Annotated in this window: 23 protein-coding genes and 1 pseudogene; 16 read left to right on the forward strand and 8 right to left on the reverse strand. The window is 72.1% G+C overall.

What is annotated here, in order from left to right; genetic code table 11:
- Positions 1-121: 121 nt before the first annotated feature.
- On the forward strand, positions 122-1,222 hold the full coding sequence (locus ACWDSJ_RS02395; RefSeq protein ID WP_450028870.1) for a lactonase family protein: 1,101 nt from the start codon (positions 122-124) through the stop codon (positions 1,220-1,222).
- Here ACWDSJ_RS02395 and ACWDSJ_RS02400 read toward each other — a convergent pair.
- A complete protein-coding gene (locus tag ACWDSJ_RS02400) occupies positions 1,209-2,438 on the reverse strand; it encodes an FAD-dependent monooxygenase (RefSeq protein ID WP_450028871.1) in 1,230 nt (409 codons plus the stop codon). The genes ACWDSJ_RS02395 and ACWDSJ_RS02400 overlap by 14 nt on opposite strands.
- A 90-nt stretch (positions 2,439-2,528) precedes the next feature.
- On the opposite strand from ACWDSJ_RS02400, the gene ACWDSJ_RS02405 reads away from it, so the two are divergent.
- Positions 2,529-3,098, forward strand: a complete 570-nt coding sequence (locus ACWDSJ_RS02405; protein WP_450028872.1) for a TetR/AcrR family transcriptional regulator — start codon at positions 2,529-2,531, stop codon at positions 3,096-3,098.
- Positions 3,099-3,105: 7 nt separating this feature from the next.
- On the opposite strand, the gene ACWDSJ_RS02410 is transcribed toward ACWDSJ_RS02405, so the two are convergent.
- The gene (locus tag ACWDSJ_RS02410; RefSeq protein ID WP_450028873.1) at positions 3,106-4,338 is read right to left on the reverse strand and encodes a hypothetical protein; all 1,233 of its coding nucleotides are present in this window, start codon (positions 4,336-4,338) and stop codon (positions 3,106-3,108) included.
- Positions 4,339-4,531: 193 nt separating this feature from the next.
- Between ACWDSJ_RS02410 and ACWDSJ_RS02415 the strand changes: the two genes are divergently transcribed.
- Together ACWDSJ_RS02415 and ACWDSJ_RS02420 are read left to right on the forward strand one after the other, a co-directional pair.
- A complete protein-coding gene (locus tag ACWDSJ_RS02415) occupies positions 4,532-6,010 on the forward strand; it encodes an FGGY-family carbohydrate kinase (protein WP_450028874.1) in 1,479 nt (492 codons plus the stop codon).
- Positions 6,011-6,162: 152 nt separating this feature from the next.
- The gene (locus ACWDSJ_RS02420; RefSeq protein ID WP_450028875.1) at positions 6,163-7,539 is read left to right on the forward strand and encodes a lipase family protein; all 1,377 of its coding nucleotides are present in this window, start codon (positions 6,163-6,165) and stop codon (positions 7,537-7,539) included.
- Between the two features lie 24 nt (positions 7,540-7,563).
- Here the strand turns inward: ACWDSJ_RS02420 and ACWDSJ_RS02425 are convergent, their stop codons facing one another.
- Genes ACWDSJ_RS02425 through ACWDSJ_RS02440 form a run of 4 tightly spaced genes read right to left on the reverse strand, consistent with a single transcriptional unit; the run spans position 7,564 to position 10,617 of the window.
- On the reverse strand, positions 7,564-8,613 hold the full coding sequence (locus ACWDSJ_RS02425; RefSeq protein ID WP_450028876.1) for an ABC transporter ATP-binding protein: 1,050 nt from the start codon (positions 8,611-8,613) through the stop codon (positions 7,564-7,566).
- Positions 8,610-9,425, reverse strand: coding sequence for a molybdate ABC transporter permease subunit (gene modB / locus ACWDSJ_RS02430; RefSeq protein WP_387357704.1), 816 nt, complete (start codon positions 9,423-9,425; stop codon positions 8,610-8,612). The genes ACWDSJ_RS02425 and modB overlap by 4 nt, the downstream gene beginning before the upstream one ends.
- Positions 9,422-10,210 (reverse strand): molybdate ABC transporter substrate-binding protein, encoded by a 789-nt coding sequence (gene modA, locus ACWDSJ_RS02435; RefSeq protein ID WP_450028877.1) that lies wholly within the window; start codon positions 10,208-10,210, stop codon positions 9,422-9,424. Before modA ends, modB begins: the two co-directional genes overlap by 4 nt.
- A 5-nt stretch (positions 10,211-10,215) precedes the next feature.
- Positions 10,216-10,617, reverse strand: coding sequence for a TOBE domain-containing protein (locus ACWDSJ_RS02440; protein ID WP_387357706.1), 402 nt, complete (start codon positions 10,615-10,617; stop codon positions 10,216-10,218).
- A 117-nt stretch (positions 10,618-10,734) separates the two neighbouring features.
- Here ACWDSJ_RS02440 and ACWDSJ_RS02445 point away from each other — a divergent pair, with 117 nt between their 5' ends.
- The 7 genes from ACWDSJ_RS02445 (at position 10,735) to ACWDSJ_RS02475 (ending at position 14,673) form a co-directional block, all read left to right on the forward strand.
- The gene (locus ACWDSJ_RS02445) at positions 10,735-11,169 is read left to right on the forward strand and encodes an SRPBCC domain-containing protein (protein ID WP_450028878.1); all 435 of its coding nucleotides are present in this window, start codon (positions 10,735-10,737) and stop codon (positions 11,167-11,169) included.
- A complete protein-coding gene (locus ACWDSJ_RS02450) occupies positions 11,159-11,491 on the forward strand; it encodes an ArsR/SmtB family transcription factor (protein ID WP_450028879.1) in 333 nt (110 codons plus the stop codon). The genes ACWDSJ_RS02445 and ACWDSJ_RS02450 overlap by 11 nt, the downstream gene beginning before the upstream one ends.
- Before the next feature lie 29 nt (positions 11,492-11,520).
- Positions 11,521-12,309, forward strand: coding sequence for a DUF899 domain-containing protein (locus ACWDSJ_RS02455; RefSeq protein WP_450028880.1), 789 nt, complete (start codon positions 11,521-11,523; stop codon positions 12,307-12,309).
- A gap of 80 nt (positions 12,310-12,389) precedes the next feature.
- A complete protein-coding gene (locus ACWDSJ_RS02460) occupies positions 12,390-12,677 on the forward strand; it encodes a hypothetical protein (RefSeq protein ID WP_450028881.1) in 288 nt (95 codons plus the stop codon).
- On the forward strand, positions 12,674-13,600 hold the full coding sequence (locus ACWDSJ_RS02465) for an alpha/beta fold hydrolase (protein WP_450028882.1): 927 nt from the start codon (positions 12,674-12,676) through the stop codon (positions 13,598-13,600). The genes ACWDSJ_RS02460 and ACWDSJ_RS02465 overlap by 4 nt, the downstream gene beginning before the upstream one ends.
- Positions 13,601-13,661: 61 nt before the next feature.
- Positions 13,662-13,796, forward strand: coding sequence for a hypothetical protein (locus tag ACWDSJ_RS02470; RefSeq protein WP_450028883.1), 135 nt, complete (start codon positions 13,662-13,664; stop codon positions 13,794-13,796).
- Between the two features lie 31 nt (positions 13,797-13,827).
- Positions 13,828-14,673 carry an SCO6745 family protein gene (locus tag ACWDSJ_RS02475; RefSeq protein ID WP_450028884.1) on the forward strand — a complete coding sequence of 282 codons (846 nt, stop codon included), beginning with the start codon at positions 13,828-13,830 and terminating at the stop codon, positions 14,671-14,673.
- A 12-nt stretch (positions 14,674-14,685) separates the two neighbouring features.
- Here the strand turns inward: ACWDSJ_RS02475 and ACWDSJ_RS02480 are convergent, their stop codons facing one another.
- Together ACWDSJ_RS02480 and ACWDSJ_RS02485 are read right to left on the reverse strand one after the other, a co-directional pair.
- On the reverse strand, positions 14,686-15,279 hold the full coding sequence (locus ACWDSJ_RS02480) for a maleylpyruvate isomerase family mycothiol-dependent enzyme (RefSeq protein ID WP_450028885.1): 594 nt from the start codon (positions 15,277-15,279) through the stop codon (positions 14,686-14,688).
- A 76-nt stretch (positions 15,280-15,355) separates the two neighbouring features.
- A complete protein-coding gene (locus ACWDSJ_RS02485; RefSeq protein ID WP_450028886.1) occupies positions 15,356-16,303 on the reverse strand; it encodes an RNA polymerase subunit sigma-70 in 948 nt (315 codons plus the stop codon).
- Between the two features lie 157 nt (positions 16,304-16,460).
- Here ACWDSJ_RS02485 and ACWDSJ_RS02490 point away from each other — a divergent pair, with 157 nt between their 5' ends.
- The 5 genes and pseudogenes from ACWDSJ_RS02490 to ACWDSJ_RS02510 form a co-directional block, all read left to right on the forward strand.
- A complete protein-coding gene (locus ACWDSJ_RS02490) occupies positions 16,461-16,925 on the forward strand; it encodes a PPOX class F420-dependent oxidoreductase (protein ID WP_450028887.1) in 465 nt (154 codons plus the stop codon).
- A gap of 135 nt (positions 16,926-17,060) precedes the next feature.
- On the forward strand, positions 17,061-17,756 hold the full coding sequence (locus ACWDSJ_RS02495; protein WP_450028888.1) for a cutinase family protein: 696 nt from the start codon (positions 17,061-17,063) through the stop codon (positions 17,754-17,756).
- 90 nt (positions 17,757-17,846) lie between these two features.
- Positions 17,847-20,588: a DUF6603 domain-containing protein gene (locus ACWDSJ_RS02500; RefSeq protein WP_450028889.1), complete on the forward strand. Its 2,742-nt coding sequence runs from the start codon at positions 17,847-17,849 to the stop codon at positions 20,586-20,588.
- On the forward strand, positions 20,585-23,383 hold the full coding sequence (locus ACWDSJ_RS02505) for a hypothetical protein (RefSeq protein WP_450028890.1): 2,799 nt from the start codon (positions 20,585-20,587) through the stop codon (positions 23,381-23,383). Before ACWDSJ_RS02500 ends, ACWDSJ_RS02505 begins: the two co-directional genes overlap by 4 nt.
- A 166-nt stretch (positions 23,384-23,549) precedes the next feature.
- A pseudogene (locus ACWDSJ_RS02510) lies at positions 23,550-24,041 on the forward strand (LysM peptidoglycan-binding domain-containing protein); the annotation flags it as partial.
- Between the last annotated feature and the right edge of the window lie 1,453 nt (positions 24,042-25,494).

The raw sequence follows: 25,494 nt of genomic DNA on the forward strand, positions 1-25,494 counted from the left end.
GAGGACATCGAACACAATATTTTCTGCATCAACTACATCTGTCCAGAAGTTTGGACAGTCGGCGGCGAGGCCGGGGCCGTAGGTTCACAGCGGATAACGAACGAGCAACAGGGAGGTTGCGATGAGAGTCCGAACGCTCACGGCCGCAACGATTCTGGCCATCGGCCTGGCGGCGACCGGCGGCGGTCCGACGGCCGCGGCGCCCCCGCCCGGCGTGCGCTACATGCTGATCGGCGGCACCGGATCGGCGAATATCGCCGTCCTGCGCGAGACGAACGGCCACCTGAGCAACACCGGGCCCACGGTGCCCACCGGCGTGGGCACGCTGTCCATCGCGGTCGCCGCCGCGGAGCATTTCGCCTATGTGGCGCATACGGTTTCGGGAACGTTGCAGGGTTTCCGCGTCACCGACTCCGGCGGGCTGATTCCCCTGCCCGATGCCTATCTGGCCCCGGGCGAGCCGGTGGTCGGCGCGATCGCCAGCCCCGACGGCCGCTGGCTGTTCGTCACCGTCGGCGGCCTCACCAACAGCGTGGAGACCTACGCCATCGGACCCACCGGCGGACTGAGCCGAGTCGCCGCGGCGCCCGTCCCCGGCGCGACGAGCGGCCTGTCCATCCCGGTGGTCTCCCCGGACGGCCGATACCTGTTCGCGCCCAGCTTCATCGGCGGGACCATGGACTCCTTCGCGATCGGCGCCGACGGCCACCTCACCCCCGCGGGTCCCCAGGTCCGCACGGGCGACCGCCCGGCGCTGCCGATCGTGACCCCCGACGGCCGCTACGTCTACATCACCAACGAGGGCACCAACGACATCTCCGGTTTCCGCATCGAACCCGGCGGCGCCCTCACCTCGATCGGTCGTTTCCCGACCAAGGCGGTCCCGCACGGCATGGCCATCACCCCCGACGGCCGCCACATGTACCTGCCGCAGACCGGCGGCCCCGGCGTCAACGGCTTCGACATCCACGACGACGGCTCGCTGACGCCCCTTCCCGGTGCCGAAATCATCAGCGCGCCAGGTCATTTCCCCGGCCGCGTGGTGCTGAGCCCGGACGGCGCGCGCCTCTACGTCATCGACACCCTCACCCTCGAGGGCACCGCCCGGGTGTTCACCTACCTCGTCCAACCGGACGGCGCCCTCGCCCCCTCGGGCGACCCGGCCGTGGACACGGGCGTGTTCTTCTCCGACGGCGCCACCGGGGTCTTCACCCCGGAGTGAGCGGGGTGACCGGGGTTTCGGCGATCTCCCGGCCGTGTTCGGTCGTGGCGAAGGCCCGGTTCATCAGCGGCCGCATCGGCGCGGACTGGACCGCGCGCATCACCCACGCGTTGACGCGGATACCCAGCGCCGACTTCGGGGCCGCCGCCGCGATCCGGCCGGGCGGAAGCCGTTGCGCCGACACGGTTCTGGGGCGCATGACCCGTTCGAACTCGGCCAGCGCGGCCGGCAGGCGGCCGGGGTCGTGGCGGACTCCGGCGGCCCGCAGCGCGGCGGCCAGTTCCGCCGCGCCCCGCAGGGCCAGGGCCGTGCCCAGGCCGCTGAGCGGGCTCGCGCACCAGGCGCTGTCGCCGAGCAGCACCACCCGCCCGGCGTGCCAGCTCGGCAGGTGGATCCGATCGACGGTGTCCATGGCGAAGTCGGTGGCCGTCCGGGCGGCGGACACGAATTCGGCTGTGCGCCAGCCCATTCCGGCGAAGACCCGCGCCAGTAGCGCGAACCGGGCCGGGTCGTCGTGCCGCGACGGCAGGGTGTCGGCGGCGAAGGTCAGGCCGATCTCCTGCTGGCCGGGATGGCCGGGCCGCGCCCCGACGCCGCGGCGGCCGGGAGCGTTGTGGATCAGGAACCAGCCGTCGAGGCTCGGCGTCGCGGGCGTCTCCGTGAGGGTGAACCAGGCGTGCGCCAGACCGAGCGGCTCCCGGTAGCGCCGCTCCGGCCCGAAACGCAGTTCGCGGACCCGGGAGTGCGCGCCGTCGGCGCCGACCACCAGGTCGAATTCCCTTGTCGCACCGCCGCGGAACCGCACCAGCACCCCGGTGTCGGTGTCGGTCAACGCGTCCACGGTCTCGCCGAACCGGTGCGTCACCCCGGGCCCGGCCGCGTCGTGGATGATGCGGGCGAGATCGCTGCGCAGCAGCTCCGCGGATGACACCAGGCCGCGCCCGCCGAACGCCGTCACCGGCATCTCGGCGAGCCGCCGCCCGGACGCGTCGATCCACGCGGCGCCGCGCTGCGGGACGAGGCTGTCCAGCGCCCGCCCGAGCAGCCCGGCCCGGTCCAGCACCTCCCGCGAATCGCCGCGCAGGTCGACGGTCTGACCGCCGGTGCGCGGGGCCGGGGCGATCTCGGCGACGGTGACCGACCAGCCGTCCCGCTCCAGCAGGAGCGCGAGCATGTCACCCGCGATCCCGCCGCCGACGACGAGTACCTCTGCCATGACATCCTCCAGCCGCTGATGCGAACAACTCGCGTTAAGCGTACGGCTGGCTCGGCGCTAAACGCAATAGATTCGCGCTAAGATGCGAGGGTGCAAGCGACAGGAACCAGCCGCCCCGGTGGCCGCACGGCCCGCACCCGCGCGGCCGTACACGCGGCCACCCGTGCCCTGCTGGCCGAATCCGCCGACGGCACAGTCGATCTCGCCGAGGTCGCCGCCCGCTCCGGCGTGCACCTCGCCACCATCTACCGCCGCTGGCGCAGTGCCGACGGCCTGATCATCGATACGCTCGTGGACGATCTGGCCGATCGCTCGCCGCTCCCCGCGACCGGCGACCTGCGCGCGGACCTGCTGTTCTGGATCACCAACCTGCTCACCGGCCTGACCCGCCCCGACAACCTGGCCTTCGCCCGCGCACTCCTGCGCGCCGGGGGGCAAGGGGCGAGCGGGCTGGAATTCGTCGAACCCCGGGTGCGCCAGATCCAGGCCACCCTCGACGCCAGCGACACCACCGTGCTGACCTGGATGGACGTCTTCGAACTGGTCCTCGCCCCGGCCTACCTGCGGGCCCTGCTGTCGATCCCGATGGACCCGGCCGCCGACGCGGCCCGCCTGGTCGACAACCTCATGGCCATCCGCTCCGCGCGGGAGCGGGGGTGAGGCTCGCTCACACGTACTTCTTGTCCTCCGCCCAGCGGTTCGGGTTGAGTCTGCCCAAGGCGTAACCCTTTTCGATCATCGTGTCCGCGATGAACAGCGCGATGAGCTGATAGACCGCCTCGGTCGGGTGGCCGGCGTCGGTGGTGGTGAAGAAATTCCGGGCCTTGGCCATCTCCTCCGTATCCTGGTCGGCGCCACCGTATTTCGGGGTCAATTCCTTTTCCTGTTTGATCGAACGCAGACCGAATTCCGCGGCGTGCAGGGCGATGTAGCGCAGCCGCTCGAAGATCGGGACGAAGGTGACATTGTTCGGCAGCACGCCCGACTCGGTCTCCTTCCAGCCGTCGAGGGCCACGCAGCGCAAAATCTTGTTGAAGCGATCGGTGAGATCGACGTATCGTTTCACCGTCTCGAGTTCGCCCTCGGACTTCATTTTCACGATGCGCGGCGCGGTATTCGGATCGGGCAGGCTCAGGAACATGAAATGTTGTTCGTGGTTGGCGTCCGGGAACGCGGCCACGATGCGATTGCACACCTTCACGATGTCGAGGACCATCGGCAGCACGCCCTCGCCCGCGGTCGTCCCCGCGAGGACCTGGCCGATGACGTATTCGGGATCGTGCTCGGCGAGCAGCGGCGTCTTCGGTCCCGCCGACACCTTCCGGCGCAGCGGTTCGAGCGTCGCGACGTCCGCGGGCGCCTTGTCGTAGACGAGCTCCGGACCGAGGAGGGTGTCCGGCCGGTTGCAGGTCACGATGTCGTTCAACCCGATCCAGATGATGTGCAGCGTGGCGCCGGTGAAGGCCGTGCCCAGCTTCGTGCGCTCCTCGATGTACCGGGTGCACTGGGCCTCCAGATGCGACAGCGCGCCGCCCTTGGCCGCCACGTCCGAGGCGGCCACGGCCCCGCCCTTGGCCAGATTGGCGTAGCGCACCAGGGGACCGTTCTGCACGGTGTTCGACAACGGGATCTGCGATTGCGCGGTGAGCGACCGGAATATCGTGGACTTCTCCCGCGTGGCGTCGGCGTTCAAAACGACCAGTTTGTCCGAGCCCACCCACTCGTAGAGGAAATCGGTCCAATTCCTGCCGTCGCTGTAGCGACCGGTCTCATTCGTCGTCATCTTCCGGGCGGCCTTGGCGATCGTTCCGAGAACGGTGATATCCATGGTCCCGATATCGGAGAGGCTGTCGCCGAGAACGATGAGATTCTGCAACGGGATGGTCCGGGGTTGTGTCATGACATACTCCGTGAACGCGGCGGCCGAGGACCGCGCAAAGAAATGGGGAAAGATCGACGGCGAACCCGAACCACCGACCCCTGCGAATGCTACTCGTCTCGATACCCCGCTTTCTCCGATTCGCCCCGAGAGCGGAAATTTTCGTGTCCCGAGCCCCGGGGGACGGCCGTCCGGCCCGCGTACGCTGACCCTCGTGGATTTGCTCGTTGGCATCGATCTCGGCACGGGGAGCAGCAAGGGCGTTCTGGTTCGGCCCGATGGGGTGGTGCTCGCCGAACATCAAGTGTCGCACGAGATCTCGCTGCCGCGGCCGGGATGGGCCGAGATCGATCCCGTGGGCGTCTGGTGGGCCGAGGTGTGCGCGATCAGCCGAGCGCTGGTGGCCGACGCCCCGACCGGGTCGCGTATCGCCGGAATGTGCGTCAGCGGCGTCGGGCCGTGCCTGGTGCTGTGCGACGACGAGCTGCGGCCGGTGCGCCCGGCCATCCTGTACGGCATCGACACCCGCGCCGCCGCGGAGATCGCGACGTTGACCGACCTGTTCGGCGCGGCGGAGATCCCGCGGCACGCGGGCAAGTCGCTGTCCAGCCAGGCGGTCGGGCCGAAGATCGAGTGGGTACGCAACGCCGAACCGGAGGTGTTCGCGCGGGCGCGGCGCTGGTACGGCTCGAACTCCTTCGTGGTGGCGAAGCTGACCGGCGAATACATCCAGGACCATCACACCGCCAGCCAGTGCGATCCGCTGTACTCGATCCGCGACTTCGACTGGCACCACGCGTGGGCCGAACGCGTCCTCGGCGGCCTGCCGCTGCCGCGGCTGGTGTGGCCCGCCGAGGTGGTGGGCACGGTCACCGCGGCGGCCGCGGAGCAGACCGGCGTCCCGGCCGGAACGCCGGTGGTGGCGGGCACGGTCGATGCCTACGCCGAGGCGTTCAGCGTCGGCGTGCGCGAACCCGGCGATCTGATGCTCATGTACGGCTCCACCATGTTCCTGGTCCAGGTGCTCGAGACGTTCCACACCCATCCCGGACTGTGGACGACGACGGGCGTCAAACGGGGCACGTTCGCGCTCGCGGCGGGCACGTCGACCGCGGGCAGCCTCACCCAGTGGCTCCAGAAGCTCACCGGCGGTGCGCCTTTCGACCAGCTGATGGCCGAGGCCGCCGCCGTGCCGCCCGGATCCGAGGGACTCGTGGTGCTGCCGTATCTGGCCGGTGAGCGCACCCCGGTCTTCGATCCCGACGCGCGCGGCGTGGTCGCCGGGCTCACCCTGCGGCACGGGCGCGGCCACCTGTTCCGGGCGTCCTACGAGGGCATCGCGTTCGGCGTCCGGCAGATCCTGGAGCTGTTCGACGACGCCGACTCCCCGGTGACCCGCGCGGTCGCCGTCGGCGGCGGCCTGCGCAGCCCCGTGTGGACCCAGGCCCTCAGCGATATCACCGGCCTGACCCAGCTGCTCCCCGAACAGGCCGTCGGCGCGAGCTACGGCGACGCCCTGCTGGCCGCCATCGGCGTGGGACTCGTTGCGCCTGAAACCGATTGGGCCCGCATCGCCCGCGAGGTTCCGCCCGACCCCGCCCACCGCGAACGCTACGACGACCTCTACCGGACGTGGCTCCAGCTCTACCCGGCCACCCGCGACCAGGTGCACCGCCTGGCCGAATTCGGCTGAGCGCGTGCTCATCCGCCTCGGTCAACCCTCACAGTCTCCGGACGACCCCGTTGTGGGGACTGAGCAAAGTCCTCGCTCGGGCTGACGAATCGGCCGAACGCGAGGAGAATTCCGGTGATTCACGCGCTCGGCCGAACGACCCCGGGGGGACCTTGAAACCGCTACGCACCGCCGTCACCGTCACCCTGGCCGGTTGCCTGTTCCTCGGCCAGCCCCCGGCGGGCGCCGACGAGGACACGCCCGGTCCCTCGTCCTTGCAGCAGTGGATCGACAGTGTCGTGCCGCCACCGGCCCTCCCCGCCGCGCCGGCCCCGCCGACCGCCGCCGACCTCGCGCCGACCACGGCGGCGCTGTGGCGGGCCGTGCTGCCGCCCGCGACGGGCGATCCCGTCTTCGACGCGTGGCCGGAGGGACTGGACCGTTTCGCGCCCGGCGACCTCCTCGAGGTGCGGGATGTGACGGCGACGGCCGCGCCGCTGGCGGTGGTGCCCATCCGGCGCGCGCTGTTGCTGAAGTTCCGCTCGACCGCCGGGTCGGGCGCGCCGTCGTACGGCACGGCGACGCTGGTGATCCCGGCGGCCGCCTGGACCGGTCCGGGCGATCGGCCGGTGCTGATCAACGCGCTGCCGATCAACGCGCTCGGCGCGCGGTGCACGCCGAGTTACTCACTGGCCCACGGGATCAACGACAAGTTCAACGGCGGTGACCTGTTCCCGCCGACGACGTGGTGGGGCCTGCAACGCGGCTACGCGGTGCTCGTCCCCGACCACGAGGGCCCGTGGATGTCCTACGCCGAACCCGCGGTCGCCGGGCACGTGATCCTCGACGCGATGCGCACGGTCCGCGCGCTGCCCGGAAACGAGTTCGGCGACAGCCGATTCGCCGTCACCGGCTACTCGGGCGGGGCGATCGCCTCCTACGCCACCGCCATGCTGCTCGGCGAGTACGCCCCCGAACTGCGCGACGCCCTGGTCGGCGCGGCCGCCGGGGGACTGGTCACCGACTATCGGGGCCTGGCCCGAAAGTTCAACGGCAACATGGCCTCCGGCATCCTGCTCGCGGTCTCGCTGGCGATGTCGCGCGAGCACCCCGAACTGCTCACCGTGATGAATCATCTCGCGCAGTGGGTGGCGACCTCCCCGGTCAAGGACACCTGCGGCGACAGCAACGGCCCGCTCGGCGTGGCGGGCATCCCGCTCGAGGTCGCGACCAATACCGCCGACCCGCTGAACGCCCCCGTCGCCGACCGGATCCTCCGCCAGGTCGACCTCACCGACCGCACCGCGGCCGCCCCCCTCTACATCTACCACGGCGCCAGCGACATCTGGATCCCCCTCGAACCCGCCCGCGCGCTCTACGAACAACAGTGCGCCCGCGGCGTTCCCGCCGCCTTCCACGTCTACCCCGGCGAACACCTCATCGGCGCCCTCGCCGGTTTCCCCGACGTCCTCGACTGGCTCGACGCCCGCCTCCGCGGCCAACCCACCACCGGCGAATGCCCCACTGCGCCACCGTCTTCCGGCCACTAGCCGGACGTCACCGGTACCCGAGCCTCAGGCCGGGTACGCGTGGATCTCGCTGGCCTTGACCGCGGCCCACATCCGCGTGCCGACGCGCAGCCGCAGCTCCGCCACCGCGGCCGGGGTGATGTCGGCGAGAACCGGTGGGCTGCCGTCCAATCGGACGCGGGTGAGGTGGGCGTGTTGTTCCAGGCCGACGACCGTGACCGGCCAGGTGTTGCGCGGGCTGCCGGTGGGCCGCTCCGGATGCAGGCCCACGGCCGCGGGCGGGAACGCGACGAAGACCTCCCCGGTGGCCGGGGCGGCGGTGGTGAGCCTGCCGCCAGTGGCGAGATCGACGCCGGTGGGGGTGGCGGTGCCGCGAAACAGGTTGAGCCCCACCAGGTTCGCGACATAGTCGGAGCGGGGACGGCGGGCGACGTCGGTGGGCGGGCCCTGCTGCACCACCACGCCCTCCTCCAGGATGACGAGCCGGTCGGCGAGCACCATGGCGTCGAGCGGATCGTGGGTGACCAAGACGGTGTGTCCGGTGTAGTCGCGCAGGTGCCGGGCGAGGTCCGCGCGCACCTGGAGCCGGGTGCTCGCGTCGAGGGCCGCCAGGGGTTCGTCGAGCAGCAGCAGCTGGGGTTCGGTGGCGAGCGCGCGGGCCAGGGCGACGCGCTGTGCCTGACCGCCGGACAGCTCGCGGGGCGTGGCGCGGGCGTGCTCGCCCAGACCGACCCGCTCCAGCCAGGTCGCGGCGCGGGCGCGGGCCGGGGCGCGGCGCATCCCCCGGGCCCGCAGCCCGAACGCCACATTGTCGAGCGCCGAAAGATGCTGGAACAGCAGGTAATCCTGGAACACCACCCCGGCCCGGCGACGATCGGCCGGGACGAACACCGACGGCGGCGCGTCCCAGACCCGATCCCCGACCGCGATCCGCCCGCCGTCGAGCGGCAACAGCCCCGCCAGCGCGCGCAACGCGGTGGTCTTGCCCGCCCCGTTCGGCCCGAGCAGCGCGACCACCTCGCCCGGTTCGGCGGTGACGGCGATATCGAGCCGGAAGCGCCCGCGGTCGACGCGCAGTTCGGCGCGCAGGGTCATACCGCGCCCCGAATCCAGCGCTCCCGCAATGTGATCAGGACCGCGACGGACACCACCAGCAACACCAGGCTGAGCACGATCGCGGCGTCCGGATCGGTCTCCAACGCCAGATACACCGCCAGCGGCATGGTGGTCGTGCGGCCGGGGAAGTTCCCGGCGAAGGTGATCGTCGCCCCGAACTCGCCGAGCGCGCGCGCCCAGCACAGCACACCCCCGGCCACCACGCCGGGCAGCACCGACGGCAGGGTGACGCGCCGGAAGGTGTACCAGGGCGACGCGCCCAGCGTCGCGGCGGCCTCCTCGTAGCGAGTGTCGCTGGCGCGCAAGGCCCCTTCGACCGAGATCACCAGGAAGGGCAGGGCGACGAACGCCTCCGCGACGATCACGCCCGGCGTGGTGAACGGCAGCGAGAGCCCGAACCAGTCGTGCAGATACCGCCCGAGCAGCCCGCGCCGCCCGAACACCAGCAGCAGCGCGACGCCCCCCACGACCGGCGGCAGCACCAGCGGCACGGTCACCAGCGCCCGGATCACCCCGCTGCCCGGTATCCGCCCCCGGGCCAGCAGCCACGCCAGCGGAATGCCCAGCAGCAGGCACACCACGGTCGCCGCGCTCGCGCACACCAGCGAAAGCCGCAGCGCCGCACCGACTTCGGCGCTGAACAGCCGATCCGTGAGCGAGGTCCAGGGCGCGCGGACCAGCAGCCCGATCAACGGGACGATCAGGAACGCCAGCGCGCAGACCGCGGGCAGCACGAGGACGAGCGGTCGCCGCCCGCGCACCGCCCGCCGCCGCGCCGCGCCGCCCGTCACGGGGTGTCGAATCCCGCGTCCGCGAACACCTTCTTCGCCTGATCCGAGCGGACGAACGCGACGTACGCGGCGGCGCCGGCGGCGTTGGGCGCCTTGGCCAGCGGCGCGATCGGATAGGCGTTGATCGCCTTGTCCGCCTCCGGGAACGCGATGCCCTCCACCTTGTCGCCCGCGGCCCGCACGTCGGTGCGATACACCAGCGCGGCGTCGACCTCGCCGAGGGTGACCTTGGTGAGCGCGGCCTTCACATCCTGTTCGCGGGTGTCGGGCTGCGGGGTGATCCCCGCGACCTCGAAGACCTTCTTCGCGGCCGCCCCGCAGGGCACCTGCTCGGCGCACAGCGCGAGGCGCGGTTCGGTCCGGCCGAAGTCGGCGAGCCCGGTGATGTGCCCGGGATTGCCCTTGGGAACGGCGATCTGGAGGCGATTGCTGACGAAGGTCGCGGGCGCGGCGGTGACGTCGCCGGAGTCGACGACCTGCTGCATGTTCGCGGGCGCGGCGGAGGCGAAGACGTCGGCCGGGGCGCCCTGCCGGATCTGCTCGGCCAGGGCGGAACTGCCGCCGAAGCTGTACACCACCTTCACCCCCGGATGCGCGGCCTCGAACTGTTTGCCCAGCGTGGTGAAGGTCTCGGTCAGCGAGGCCGCCGCGAAGACGGTGACGGTCCCGGAGATCCGGTCCGCTGCGGGGGAGGGGGCGGTCGAATCGTCGGAGCCGCAGCCCACCAGCCCCGCGGCGACGGTGAGCGCGGCGGCGGCCGCGGCGAGTGCGCGCAGTGTCTTCATCCTCGTCAACTTTCTGGTACCTCGACCACGACATTGGTCGACTTCACCGACGCGACAGCGACGCTGCCGACTTCCAGGCCGAGCTCGTCGGCCGATTCCCGGCTGATCAGGGAGGTGAGCCGGAACGGCCCGGCCTGCATCTCGACCTGCGCCATGACCGTGTCCTTGACGACGCGGGTCACGATGCCGCGCAAGCGATTCCGCGCCGACACCGCGACCGTGACACCCGCGGTCGGGCCCTCGGCGTACTGCTCGCGCAGCACCGCCGCCAGATCCGCGCCCCGAACGCCCTTGCGCCCGTTGTCGAGCCGGATCTCCGGCAGCCTGCCCTGCTCGATCCAGCGCCGCACGGTGTCGTCGCTGACGCCCAGCAGGTCCGCGGCCTCACTGATCCGCAAATTCGTCACGATCGGAACTATAACGACTCGTTCGCGGAGAAACCCGCCGGACGACCACGCCCATTGACGCAACCGGTCGGTTGCCATAGTATCGCAATCAATTGGTTGCTACTCACGGAGGTTGTCATGGGATTTCCCGATCGCATCGAGCGGACGATCGAGCTCGCGCACCCGCCCGCCAAGGTGTGGACGGCGCTGACCACGCCCGAGGGGTTGGGCACGTGGTTCGGCGACGAGGCCGGTATCGAGCTGCGGCCGGGCGGCAAGGCGTGGATGCGCTGGAAGGAGGGCGGATACGCCGCGGACATGCGGGTGGAGCGGGTGGAGGAGCCGCACGTCTTCGGCTTCACCTGGCACATCTTCGGGCTGCCCGAGGAGGATCCGCGGCGCACGTATGTCGAGTTCACGCTCGAGCCGACGGCCGGGGGCACGCGGCTCACCGTGGTCGAGACCGGGTTCGCCCAGCTCGCGGACGACGCCCACACGACGGCGTTCGACGGCAATGTCCGCGGCTGGCGCAGCGAACTCGACGAACTGGTCCAGTACCTCGATGCCGCCTGATCAGGAGGCGATCGCCGAGCAGGTCTTCGTGGCGCTGGCCGATCCCAGCCGCCGCGCGATCCTCGCCGCGCTGGCGTCGGGGGGACCGGCCACGGCGACCGATCTGGCCGCTCGCCTGCCCATCACCCGGCAGGCGATCGCCAAACACCTCGCGTTGCTGTCCGAGGCCGGTCTGGTGACCGCGGAGCCGGGGGAGCGACGCCGGGTGCGTTACCGACTGCGGTCCGCGCCGATGCGCGTGGCGCAGCAATTCCTCGCCGCGCTCGCCCGGGACTGGGACGGCCCGCTCGACGCGTTGAAGAACGTTCTCGATCGCGACTGATCGATCCGACACCGAACAAGGAACACGTCATGAAGACACCACCCATCGTTTCCCGAACCGACTGGGAGACAGCGCGTCTGGAGCTGCTGGCACAGGAGAAGGAGGTGATGCGCGCCCACGACGCCCTCGCCGCCCGGCGTCGCCGCATGCCGTGGCTGCCCGTCGACGAGCGCTACGTGTTCGACGGACCCGACGGCCCGGCGACCCTGCTCGACCTGTTCCACGGCCGCCGCCAGCTGATCGTCTACCGCGCGTTCTTCGAACCCGGCGTCGTCGGCTGGCCCGAGCACGCCTGCCGCGGCTGTTCCATGATCGCCGACCACGTCGGCGGTCTCGCGCACCTCAACGCCCGCGACACCACCCTCGTCTTCGCCTCGCGCGCACCGCAATCCGATATCGCGCGGGTGCGGGCCCGGATGGGCTGGACGCACATCCCCTGGTACACCATCACCGACACCTTCGACGTGGATTTCGGCGTCGACGAATGGCACGGCACCAACGCCTTCATCCGCGAGGGCGACCGCGTGTACCGCACCTATTTCGTCAACCGGCGCGGCGACGAGTACTTCGGCAACACCTGGAGCTACCTCGACCTGACCGCCCTGGGACGACAGGAGAACTGGGAGGATTCCCCCGAGGGCTACCCGCAGACCGCGCCCTACGAGTGGTGGAACTGGAACGACGAGTACACCGCCGCGGTCGACGCCACCGGCGCGGACTGGCTCGACCGCGTCGCCAACGCCATCGACCGGGGTGAGGCCGGGGGCCGCGAGAAGGGGCAGGCGCCCCACGACTGCTGCGCGCACCCCGCGTCGTGACGGTCCCGCCGACCCCGGCCCGGTCCCGAGCGGGCCGGGCCGGAGCGGCCCTGTCCCTGCTCTCGGCGACCCTGCACGCGGTGCACGAAAATCATTGCGCCACAGTGTGGTTGGTCGTCGCGCCGACGCTGATGGCGCTGGGCTGCCTGTGGTGTGCCTGGCATCTGTGGACGCGGCCCGCGCCGCGCGCGTGGGCCACGACCGCGGCGATGAGCGCCGCGATGCTGGTGCTGCACACGGCCGTTCCGATGTCCGGCGCGCTGCCGCGGGCGGCCACCGCGGCCGCCCTCGCCGACCTGCTGCTCGCGACCGGGATGCTGCTGGGTGCCACCGGTGCGACGGCGCGCGCCGTACGATGGGGATCGTGATCGCGCCCAGCGAAACCTTCGACGGCACATGGCCTTTCCCGCCCGGTTTCACCGAGGCGGCGGGGTTCCGGCAGCACTACGTCGACGTCGGCCCCCGCGACGCCGCGCCGGTGGTGCTCCTGCACGGGGAACCGACCTGGGGCTACCTCTGGCGGCACCTCATCGGCCCGCTGTCGCGGACCCGGCGCGTCGTGGTGCCCGACCACATGGGCTTCGGCAAGAGCGCCACCCCCGCCGACCGCGACTATCTGGCCGTCGAACACATCGACAATCTCGACACGCTGCTCGCCGGGGAACTCGACCTCACCGACATCACCCTGGTCATGCACGACTGGGGCGGCCCCATCGGCACCGGTTTCGCGCTGCGCCACCCCGACCGGATCGCACGTATCTTCGCCACCAATACCGTTGTGCCGCTGGGACTTCCGGGCTACGACGAGTTGATGATCGCGAACTTCCTGGAGAGCGCCTGGTTCCGCTGGGCCGCAGCCGCGCAGGCCGACGGCACCCTGGAGCAGATCCTCGGCAACGCCGGTCACACCGTCTGCCATCTCATGCTCGCCCTGCAAACCATCGCCCGGCCCGAGATCGTCACCCCCACCTGGATCCGCGCCTACGCCGCTCACTTCGACGGCCCGGCGGCCTGTCGTGGTGTCATCCGCTTCCCGCAACAGGTGGTCGCCCCCGGCGAACCTGCCCCGCCCGCACCGGATCCCGACGCCGTCGCGGCCCTGCGCGCGAAACCCGCGGTCCTGGTGGAGGGTATGCGGGACACCGCGCTCCTCCCCGCCCACATCATCCCGGCCTTCCGGCTCGCCTTCCCGGACGCGCCCGTGCTCGAGCTCCCGCACGCCGGGCACTTCACCGCCGAGGACACGCCGGGCGAACTGCTGGCCGCCCTCGAGCTGTTCCTGCACACCTGAGAAGTAATCGATCGTTCTGTCTCGAATCCGGCTACGCAGGCGCTCGTGGACGAGTATGTTAATGATCATTCTCGCCATGCAGGACACGCGTGGCGATCCGCGACACGAAGGATCGACGATGAACCCGTTCTTTGTCTGGCTCCAGAACCTGCTGTACCGCATCGATCTGGGCTCCGCGAATTTCACACAAGGGTGATCCGATCGCCCCGTGCTCGTAAGGTCGAGGCATGAGCGATGTTTCGGCGCGGGACATGTGGCGGGTGCTCGAGCCGCCGCACGGGGTCACCTACTTCGCGCCCGCGTGCCTGACCGCCCTCAAAGCCGTTGGGCTGCGGGGCTTCTGGATGGGATACTTCGCGGGACGCGCCGCGCCGCTCGGCGCGGTCGGGCCCGGCGTGGTGGAGGCCGTCTTCTACAACTTCCGGTCCGACATGGTCCGGCGGGCGATACCCGACGCCTGGACGTTCGCCGCGCCCGAGGCGGTCCTCGAAGCCCGCCGCACCTCCGCCGCGCGGGTGCTCGGGGAACTCGTGCCCGACCTCGCCGATCTCGCGACCGCGGCGCTGCCGCCCCTGCGCGCGGCGATCGAGGCCGCGCCCGCGTGCGGCCGTGCCCTGTTCGCGGCCAACCGGGACCTGCCCCTGCCCGATGCACCGGGCGAGGCGCTCTGGCAGGCCGTCACCACGCTGCGCGAGCACCGCGGCGACGGCCACTTCGCCACGCTCCTGGCCGAGGGCCTCGACGGCTGCGAGGCCGTCGTGCTGTTCGCCGCCGCCACCGGCACCGCGCCGGACATGTGGCGCGACATCCGCGGCTGGAGCGAAACCGATTGGGCCGCGGCGGCTTCCCGGCTGACGGCCCGCGGCCTGCTGTCGGAATCCGGCGCGATCACCGACGCGGGGCGCGCGCTCGGCGAGCACATCGAAGCCCGGACCGACGCCCTGGCCGCCACGGCCTACCGCGACATCCCCGGACTCGAGCAGGCCCGGCGCGCCCTGCTGCCCGCCGCCCGCGCGGTCCAGGAGACCGGGCTGGTGCGGTCCGCGGACTTCCTGCGCGCCGGGCCGGTGTAGGTCGGCGACGGGTCAGGGGAGGGGCCGACGGCCCGTCACCGTGAGCAGAATGTCCTTGGCGGACAAGGGGATCGGTGTCCCGGACCCGACGGCGATGTCCGCGTCGGTGGCCTCGAGGCGGCGTCCGGTGAGATCGACGCCGAAGTACGCGAACTGATTCGGCGCGGCATTGCCCAGCACGAGGGCGATGCGCCGCGGGGGCGCGGGCGGCAGGCCGAGGGGTTCGGTGATGTCGAGGCCGTGGATGACGTCGTGGCTCAACGCCCCCGCGGCGCCGCCGCGCGGCGGTCGCCACGGATGCTCGATATTGTCGCGCAGCGCGGTCAGCAGGTCGGCGTCGCTCAGCCGCGCGGTGTCGGCGCGGGCGGCCTTGTCGGCGTAGCGGTCGAACGAGAAGCGGGCCGCCGCGAAGCCGAGCAGGAACCGCGGCAGCGAATACCGGTAGGGCATCGTGATGTGGGCGACCACCTCGCGGACCCGCCATCCCGCGCACAGCGAGGGGGCGGCCCACCCGTCGGCATCGAGGCCGCCGAGCAGGTCGGCGAGGCGTTCCCGCTCCGCGATGGTGTGTTCGCGCAGCGTGTCGGTGGTGTTCGAATCGGTCATGTGCTCGTCGTTTCGTCGAGGGAACAGGTCACCACTGATACGACGGGCGGGGACCGAACTCATCGGTCCGGCGCGATCACAGCGTCGCGGGCAACCCGAATCGCGCGAACCGATCCCGCGCGGTCAGGAATGTCGTCAGGCTCGCGACGCGCCCGTCGCGGGCCTCGACGGCGAGCAGGGCGAACGGGCGCGGCACGCCGGTGTCGTCGGGACGGTACTGACCGAATCCGGCCGAGCCGTTGACCCGCGTCGGCACCAGCCGGTCGCGGGCGCAGTCCTCGGCGACGGCGAAGATCCGCAGCCACGCCGCGCTCCCGGTGACCCGCCACAGGAACGGCGGCATGCTGGTCTCGGCGTCCTCGCACAGCACCGCGGCGAGCCCGTCCACGTCGTGCGCCTCGAAGGCGGTCACGAAGCGCCGCAACAGGTCCCGATCCCGCGGATCGTCGAGATCCAGGGCGTCGGTGGGCGCCGGGCGGGCCGCGGCGACGGTCGCCCGGGCGCGTTGCAGGGCGCTGTTCACCGCGGCCACGCTCATCGCGAGCATGGCCGCGGTCTCCGCGGCGGTGAAGGCGAGGACGTCGCGCAGCACCAGCACCGCGCGCTGGCGCGGTGGCAGTCGCTGCAATGCCGCCACGAATGCCAAACGCACCGATTCGCGGTGCACGACGGTCTGCGCGGGATCGCTCGCCTCGATCAGTTCCGCGTCGGCGGCCGGTTCGATCCAGCGATCGGCGGGCAGCACCGCCTCCGGATCGAACCCCTCGCGAGTCGGGCCGTCCCACACCAGCATTCGGCGCCGCGCGGACCGCAACATGTCCAGGCAGATGTTCGTCGCGATGGCGTGCACCCACGTCGACAGCCGCCCGCGCTCCGGATCGAAGGTGTCGCGGCGCAGATAGGCGCGCAGCAACGTCTCCTGCACGGCGTCGTCGGCGTCCGCGGCGGACCCGAGCAGCCGATAGCAGTAGCCGGTCAGCGGAATCCGCAACGCCTCCAACGCCTCCGGGTTCGGCGGTGCCACGTCATCACCCCTTTCCCCGCCCACGCTACCGCCCGGCGCCCGGCCCGCCGCAGATCCCCGCTCACGCTACCGCCCGGCGAGCGGCCCGCCGCCGAGCGGTGGGTAGGTTGGATCTCGCCAGCGCTCTCGATGCCGCCGAGGAGGAGACGACACCGCCATGCCCCGCAAGATCGCCACCAACACCCGCGTCGACCTCGACGGACTTCTCGACTTCGTCCGCCCCCGCCACCGCGCCCTGCTGCTGACCCGCCGCCGCGACGGATCGCCCCAGCTCTCGCCGCTCACCCTCGGCGTGGACGACGCCGGCCGCCTGGTCGCCTCCACCTACCCGGACCGCGCCAAGACGGCGAACGCGCGCCGCGACCCCGCGGTGAGCGTCGTCGTGCTCTCCGACGACTGGAACGGCCCGTGGGTCCAGATCGACGGCGACGCCGAGGTACTCGACATCCCCGACTCCGTCGAACCGCTCGTAGAGTACTACCGCAACATCTCCGGCGAGCACCCGGACTGGGCCGAATACCGCGCCGCCATGCTCGCCCAGGGCAAATCCATCATCCGCGTCACCCCCCGCCGCTGGGGTCCGATCGCCGTCGGCGGCTTCCCCGCCCGCCTCGCGGACTGACCTGGTGTGCGGTCTGCCAGGGGAGACGGACCGCAGTGGTGATAATCCCGGAGACCCGCGTCCCTTCTTCCCGCGCACTCGGAATCGGCCTTACCGTCGCAGCGGTAATCGAGTGCGAACAAGGGAGTATCGACAATGAATCGGTTCCGCCGGACATCGGTGGGTACGGTCCTCGGCCGCTCGGCGGCGGCGACCGCCGTGCTGACCACCGTCGCCGCCGCGGGTGTGCTCACCGCGACCGCGACGCCCGCCCGGGCCGCGGGGTGCGCCGACGTCGAGGTCGTCGCCGCGCGCGGCACCAACGAACCGCTCGGGGCCGAGCCCGGTCTGGGCAGCGTCGTCGGCAATCCGGTCTATCACGCCCTGGCGAAACGGTTGCGAATCTCGCACAGCGCCTACCGGGTCCACTACCCGGCCGACTTCACCGAACCGGCGTCAGTGCAGCAGGGCAACCGGGACCTGGTCGAGCACGTCACCGCCGCCGCCGCGGCCTGCCCGAACCAGCGCTTCGTGCTGGTGGGCTACTCCCAGGGCGCGAACGTGGTCGACAACTCGATCGGCATCAGCAGCGTGGGCGCGAAGGTCGGCGGCCCCATCGTCGCGACCCTGCCGTCGGAACTGCAACCCCGGATCGCCGCGATCCTGTTGTTCGGCAACCCGATTCGCGGTATCGGCCGCAGTGTCACCGGCCCGTACGCGGACCGCACCTACGACACCTGCTCCGTCGGCGACCCGGTCTGCGACCCGCACGGCACGAACTGGAACGTGCACATCACCAGCTACGGTCCCAAGGCGGGCGAGGCGGCCGATTTCGCGGTCGCCCACCTCTGAGCCGATAACGAGTAGCCCACTACTCGTGTGGTTCACGTCACACCTGGCATAGCGTTCGACCCGCGAGGTCGGCATTGCTAGGAGGTAACCGTGGACCCGAAGGAGCTGGCGTCTCGGGTAGCGGGACTGCTGTGGGGGCTGGCGGATCGATCCGCCGCCTCCCTGGGGGACGTGCTCGGCGGGCTGAAGGCGGTGGCGGGGGAGACCGAACCCGCGTTGAACGGGCGGTTGCTGGAACCGCTGACCGAACTCCCGCCCCGCGACAGCCTGCTGAAACTGATCCTCGATCTGCTGGGCGACCCGACCGACGCGGGCGCGCCGGTACGGGCCCACGGCTGGCGGCGGGCGGACGGCGTGCCGCCCGGCATCGCCTTCGTCCTCGCGAAGAACGGCTCCCGGGCCGTGCTCGCGGTGTCCCCGGGGCCGGTGATCGATCTGGTCGTCACCCCGAACGCCACCCTCGACCACACCGCGCTCGGGCCGGAATGCGATCTGCGCGTGGAGGTTTCGACCCCGACCGCGTGGACGGCGACCTTCACCCCGGGTGGGGCGGCGGTCACGCCGACCGGCACCGCCACCGTGACCATCGGCCGCAAGCGGCTCGCCCTCGAAGCGGGCGGACCCGGCGTCACCACCGGCCGGGTGGAGGCGAGCCTGCGGGTCTCGCCCGCCGCTCCCGCGCACGTCGACATGACGATCCAGGACTTCCGGGCGCGGCTGCTGCCGGACGCGCTGGCGGGTTTCCTCGGCGGCACCTCCGCCGCGACCACCACCCCGACCGATCTGACGCTCGCGCTGAGCCGGGCCGACGGCCTGCGCTTCGTGGAGGGCGGCGTGCGCGTCGAGAAGCAGGTGACCCTGTCCCTGCCCGGAATCACCGTGCGCGGCTTCGCGATCGAACTCGGCGTACACGGCGACGGCGTGACCCTGACCCCGACCCTGTCCCTGTTCGCCCAGCCCCCGGGCCTGCCCCTCACCGCCGCGCTCGACGGCCTCGGCCTCGGCGTGCCGGTGCTGCTGCCGGACCGGTTCGGGCTCGGCGCCGACCTGACACCCGCGCTGCCGACCGGCATGGGGATCGACCTGGCGCTGGGTCCGGCGTCCGGCGGCGGCTTCTTCCAGCAGCGTCCCGGTGACGCCTATGCGGGCGGCCTCGAGGTGAACCTCGGCGTCGTCCAGGTCCAGGCGTTCGGGCTGCTGCAACTGCCCAGCGGGACCAAGCCGCTGTCGCTGCTGGTCCTGCTCGGCGCCGAATTCCCTTATCCCGGAATCCAATTGGGCTTCGGCTTCGCGATCGACGCGGTGGGCGGCCTGGTCGGGGTGAACCGGCGCGCGGACACCGACCGGCTGCGGGAGCTGGTGAGCGGCGGCAATCTGGACCGAATCCTGTTCCCGGGCAACGCGATCGCGCGGGCGGACGAGATCGTCGGCGCGCTGGAGGGCGGCTTCCCGGTGGCGCGCGGGCGTTCCCTCGTCGGCCCGATGCTGCGCATCACCTGGGGCGGCCGCATCGTGAGCCTCGCCGTCGCGGTGATCATGCAGCTGCCCGATCCGGGACGGGTGCTCATCCTCGGCCGCGCGCTGATCGCGCTGCCCGATCCGGCGGCGCCGCTGATCCGCTTGCAGGCCAGTGTGTTCGGCAGGATCGACGCGGGCGTCCCGGAGGTCGAGTTCCTGGTGTCGCTGGCCGGGTCGTGGATCGTCGGCATCCCGGTCACGGGGGAGATCTACGCGCTGTTCCGCGGCGGGGACTCCGCGGCGTTCGTCCTGTCCGCGGGCGGCTTCCATCCGAAGTACGTCCGGCCGCCCGGGGTGCCGGGACTGCGACGGCTGACCATGGATCTCGGCGGCGGCGTGCTGGGGTTGCGCGCGGAATCGTATCTGGCGCTCACCTCCAACTCCCTCCAGTTCGGGGCCGAGTTGCATCTGGACGCGACCGTCGCCGAATGCGGCCTGGAGGGCTGGCTCGGGCTGGACGCGCTGTTCGTGTGGGAACCGACACTGGCGTTCAGCGCGCACGTGCGCGCCGGGGTCGCGGTGCTGGCGTTCGGCGAACGGCTCGCGGGCATCGGCCTCGACTTCACGCTGGAGGGCCCGGCCCCGTGGCACGCGTTCGGCCGGGGCGGTATCGAGGTGTTGTTCTGGGAGGTCTCCCTCGACTTCGACGTCCGCTGGGGCGATCCCGCGCCACTCGCGCACGCCGCCGACGACATCCCGGGACTGCTGACCGCCGCCGTGCGCCGCCGCGACTGCTGGGCCCTCGCCCGCCCCGCGAGCGAACGCGCCGGAATCCGGTACACCCCGACCGCGCACCGCGAACTCGCGGCGGGCACTGTGGCACAAGCGGATTCGGCGCTGCGGCTCACCCAGTCGGTGGTGCCGCTGGATCGCCCGTTCGACCGCTTCCACCGCCTGACCGTCCCGCAACAGACCTGGCGGATCGGGACGGTCCGCTTCGGCGGAACCGTTGCCGCCCAGGGCAATCCGGTGACCGAACGATTCGTGCCCGGTGAGTACTTCGCGCTGCGCGACGAGGAGCAACTCACCCGGCCGGCGTTCGAGGACATGACGAGCGGCGTCGAACTGTCCGACCCCGAACCCGCACTCGGCCCCGCGCACCTGGTGGACGACAGCTACGAAACCGGCTACGAGGTCGAACCCGGCTGGTTCCCGGCCCCGCCCGGAAACCGCCGCGTCGTCCTGGTCCTGCGCGCCGCCCACCACACCGAACTGTTCGCCCGGCCTCCGCGCGCCGCCGAACGCGTCGACCGCTGGCGGCTCGCGCAGCGCGCCATGGACGCCGTCGCGCCGAAGGTGGTGCTGAACCGATGACCCGCCGCTGGTTCCTGCCCTCGGTCACGCTCGGCGCGGCCGCCTCCGCGCACACGGTGACCGCCGCCCGTCCGACCTTCGCGCCGAGCGTCGAGTTCACCTCCACCCTCACCGACCGGCCGCTCACGATCCCCGGCCCCGACCTGCAACTGCTCGGCCCCGGCGACACGCTGGGCTTCGACCCCTCGATGGTCGTGCGCCGCGAACCGCCGCCCGGCCGCGCCGAGGGCATCGGGGACTACCTCGCCCAGATCGAGTTCTCCGACGCCGCCCTGCCGTGGCTGTTCAGCACGCCCGCGCCGGTACGGCTGCCGTGGCTGACCCTGCTGGTGCTGCGCACCACCGAAGGCCAAGTGCGCCAAGGCGATCCGCTGCCGACCGTCGACGTGCCCGCCGCCGCGCGCCCGGACCTCGCGCACGCCGCGTCCTGGGTGCACGTCGAGGCCCGGGTGGAGGGCGACGACCTGCCGGACGCCACCGTGAAACAGGACGTGCGCACCGGCCTCGACACCGTCGTCGCCCGCCTGATCTGCCCCCGCAAGCTGAGCGCCGGGGACTGGATCGCCTGCGTCGTGCCCACCACGACCGCGGGTGTGGCGGCCGGACTCAACCAGGCGGTCCCCGCCGACGGCGAGCGGCCCGCGTGGCATCCCGGACAGCACGAGACGCTGACCCTGCCGGTCTACGACTGGTGGGCCTTCACCGTCGGCGACGGCGCGCAATTCGAGACGCTGGCCCGGCGGATCACCCCGATCGTCGCCGCCGAACAGCCCGGCCTGGGCCGCCGCCTGGTGAACGTGCGCACCCCGTGGCCGCACGAGCAGCCGCCCGCGGACACCCCCGCCGACGTCACCGTCGAGATCCAGGGCGCACTTCGATTGCCGGACAGCGCGATTCCCGCCGAGGTGTGGACCCACCCGCCGAGCCAGCAGACCTTCGACCGGCTCATCCGCCAACGCGTCGACGCGCCCGCCGACCGCCGCGACCGCGTCGGACAGCCGCCCACTCAGGGCCCCGCGGCGGTCGCCCCGCCGCTGTACGGCGGCAATCACACCGGCGCGCAACGCATTCGGCCGGGCGGCTGGGAGGAGACGCTCAACACCCAGGTCCGCTACCGGGTCGCCGCCGCCCTCGGCGCCCGCTACGTGCAACTGGAACAGGAATTCCTCATGGCCCGCGCCTGGGAGCAGGTCGGCGCGGTCGACGAGGCCAACCGGCTGCTCGCCGTCGCCGAACTCGCCGAACAGGGCGGCGAGAGCGCCCAGGGCAAACACCTCGCCACCATGCGGTCCGCCGCCCTGACCGGTCTGGCCGCCGTACTGAGCGCGAAAGTGCCGGTGCCCGAGGCGGATTCGCTGCGCGCCGCGTTCGTCGCCGCGGCCACCCCGGACGGCGCGGAGTCCACCGGCTTCCTGCGCCTCACCCGCCCCACCGGCGGCCTGGCCCGCCGCTGCGCGCGCGCCGCGGGCACCGTCCCCGCGCGCATGGCGACCGGGTCGGTGCTGACCGAGACCGTCGGCGGCGCCGAGGTGGTGCTCGCCAAACCCGCGCTGTATCTGGCCGCGATCGACGCGGCGCCGAGCGGCCCGATGGCTCCGGCCGGGGTCGCCCGCGACCGCGCGGCGCTGTTCGCCGCCCAGACCATGGTCGGACTGTTGGGCGCGCAGCGCGAGAGTTTCGCCGTGCGAGCCGGTTTCGTCGGCGGCGCCGGACTCGCCGGGCTGGCCGAGGTCACCGCGACCCTGTCGGCGTCGATGGCGGGCGGCGACGAGGCGGTGCCGCGGCCGATGCTGCTGCGCGGCCTGCGCCGCGCGGTCGTCGCCGAGGCGGTCACCGAGCCCACGGCCGTCGAATTCGGCGTCACCATGGGCATCGACACGCTCGCCGACAGCGTGCGCACCGCGATGACGCCGATGCCGCAACAACTCGCCCGCGTCGGGGCGCTCATCGGCACCACCGCGCTGCCCGGCCGCGCCGGGACCGAGGCGCGGCCGCTGCGGCCCCTCATGGCCCACCCCGAATTCGGTTTCCCGATCGGCGCGGAGATCCTGCACCGCTGGCCGGAGTGGGCGATCCCCGGCATCACCACCTTCCCGGACAACAGCGCCACCCTGTTGCAGATCAACTCCCCGTTCGTCGAGGCGCTGCTGGTCGGGCTGAACCAGGAGTTCAATCGGGAACTGCGCTGGCGGGAATACCCGACCGACGAAGCGGGAACACCGTTTTCGCGGTTCTGGCCGCCAGGTGGGGCGCAACCGCAGTACGGCGAGATCGCGCGCTGGCCCTCCGAGATCCCGCTCGGCGAGCACGCCGCCGAACTGAGCGATCTGCTGGTGCTGCTGGTGCGCGGCGACGTCCTGCGCCGTTACCCGGGCACGGTGGTGCTCGCCGCGAAATCGGTCGACAGCCGGGTGGAGAGCCCCGAGGTGCAGTGGGAGTACCCGCGTTTCGTCCTGCCCGTGGACGAGCACACCAGCCTGTTCTGCTTCGATCTGACCCCCGCGCGGGCGCGGGCGGAGCGGTGGATGTTCGTCGTGCGGGAACCCCTGCGCGGCACCCAGTTCGGATTCGGCCCGACCACGCGGCCCGAATACGAGACCTGGTCGGATCTCGGCTGGGATCGAGTCCCGTTGGACGCCAACGGTTTCGTCGACGTGAGCGGCGCCGTCGCCGCGCCCCAGCGGCCGGATCCGGCGGCCTGGCCGGGCGCCGACGCGGGCGATGTCGCGCGCATCGCCTTCCAGCGCGCGTTCCAGGTGGCGTTCTCGCCCAACCGGATGCTTCCGCCCCAGTAGGAGACCCGTCATGTCCACGACCCACACCGTCGTCGCCGGGGACACGCTGTCCGCGCTGGCGCAGCGTTTCTACGGCGACGCCGCCCTGTTCCCGGCGCTCGCCGCGGCCAACGCGATCACCGATCCCGACCGCATCGAGATCGGGCGGATCCTCGTCGTCCCGGACCTGACCCGCACCCACACCGTGGTCGCGGGGGACACCCTGTCGGCGCTGGCGCAGCGCTTCTACGGCGACGCCGCCCTGTTCCCGATCCTGGCCGGGGCCAACGGAATCGCCGACCCGAACCGGATCGCGGTCGGGCAGGTGCTGGTGGTGCCCGACCTCGCCGCCGGACAGTCGCCGGCCCCGGCCCTGAGCCGCTCGTACACCGTGGTGGCGGGCGACACCCTGTCGGGGGTGGCCGAACGGTTCTACGGCAACGCCGGGCTGTTCGGCATCATCGCCGCCGCCAATCACCTCGCCGACCCGGATGTGCTCGCCGTCGGGCAGGTGCTGGTCATCCCGCCGCTCACCCGCACCTACGTCGTGGTCGCGGGCGATACCCTGTCCGGGCTGGCGCAGCGGTTCTACGGCAATGCCGCGCTGTTCCCGATCCTGGCCGCCGCCAACGGGATTCCCGACCCCGACCGCATCTTCGTCGGCCAGGTGCTGCTCGTCCCGGATCTGGGCGGCGACCCGCCCCCGCGCGGCAACAGCCCGTTCATGTTGCGCCGCACCGTCGATCTGATCCGGCTCGAGCACGACAACAAGCTCGCGCTGGCCGACGACAAGGAATTCGAACTCGGCCGGGTCCGGGACTGGGTGGCCGGCGATCCGGCCGAGGCCCCGCACGGCAACACCCCGCAATCCATCCTCGCCTCGGTCGAACTCGCGCAATCGGCGCGCCGCGCGGAACTCGACCAGCTGCGCGCCCGGCTGGCCGACGCCACCGCCGCCCTCGCCGCCGCCCTGGACGCGGAGCAACCGCTGTTCGGCACGCACTGCGCCGACCCGATCGCGCTGCTGCCGGTGCGCCTGGAAACCCGGTGGACCGCCGACGGGCGCGCCGTGAAGGTCCGCGTCTACCCCGACGACCTGCACGTCGACAGCTTCGAACCCGCCCTCACCGACGCGGAACTGGCCGCCGCGCAACGCTATTGGGCCGATCCCGGCGAACCCGCGTGGCAGCGGCTGCTCGACGACGTGCGACCGGCCCGCGCGGCCTGGATCACCCGCGCGACCCGGCCCGGCGGCCCGCCGCCCGCGCTGCGGGACGCCGGGCGGCGGCGGATGCCCGAGGTCACCACCCTGCCCACCCGATGGCGTTTCCTCGGCCTGGTCGGCGGTCTGGTCGTGGTCGACCGGACCGGCGCCGACATCCCGAATCCGCTGTCGCTCGGCCTGCTCGCCGCCGACGAGGCGGCCCCCGACCGCGAACACGCCGCCTGGGCCATCGATTTCGACGAGGCGGTGCGCCAGGGCATGGCCGCGGTGCTCGACCTGCCCGACGACGTCGACCACCTCGACGAACTGTTCGTCGTCGGCGTCGCCCAGGACCCGCCCGATCGCGCGGCCGCCCGGCTGCGCGACACCCTGCACGGCCACGCCTGGACCGACGGGCTCGCGTTCCTGCCCACCGGCACCCCCACCAACAACACCCCGCAGAGCCGCTCCGCCTGGTCCTCGCGCCCCACCGGCACACCGCCCGGACCGACCCCGCCGCGCGCTCCCGACATCGCGCCGCGCACCCACACCGTGCGCTCCGGCGACACCCTCTCCGCGCTCGCGCAGGAGTGCTACGGCGACGCCGCCCTGTTCCCGATCATCGCCGCCGCCAACCACATTCCCGACCCCGACGTCATCGACGTCGGCCAGGTCCTGGTCATCCCCGCGAAACCCGGTGCGCCCGAACCGAATCCACCCGCCGCCGACCGGCTGGCCCGCGCCCTCGGCCTGCCCGACGCGGGTTTCCTCACCGAATGCGCCGGGGCCGACGACATCGGCGACGCGGAGGCCGGGGCCTTGGCGCTGTTCGCCTGGTGGGGGCTGACCCAGGAGCTGATCCGCGACCAGAACCTCCTCGACGGCCAGGACCCGACACCCGGCCTGCGGGCCTGGCTCGCCGTGCGCG

The sequence above is a fragment of the Nocardia sp. NPDC003482 genome (genome assembly GCF_053588115.1).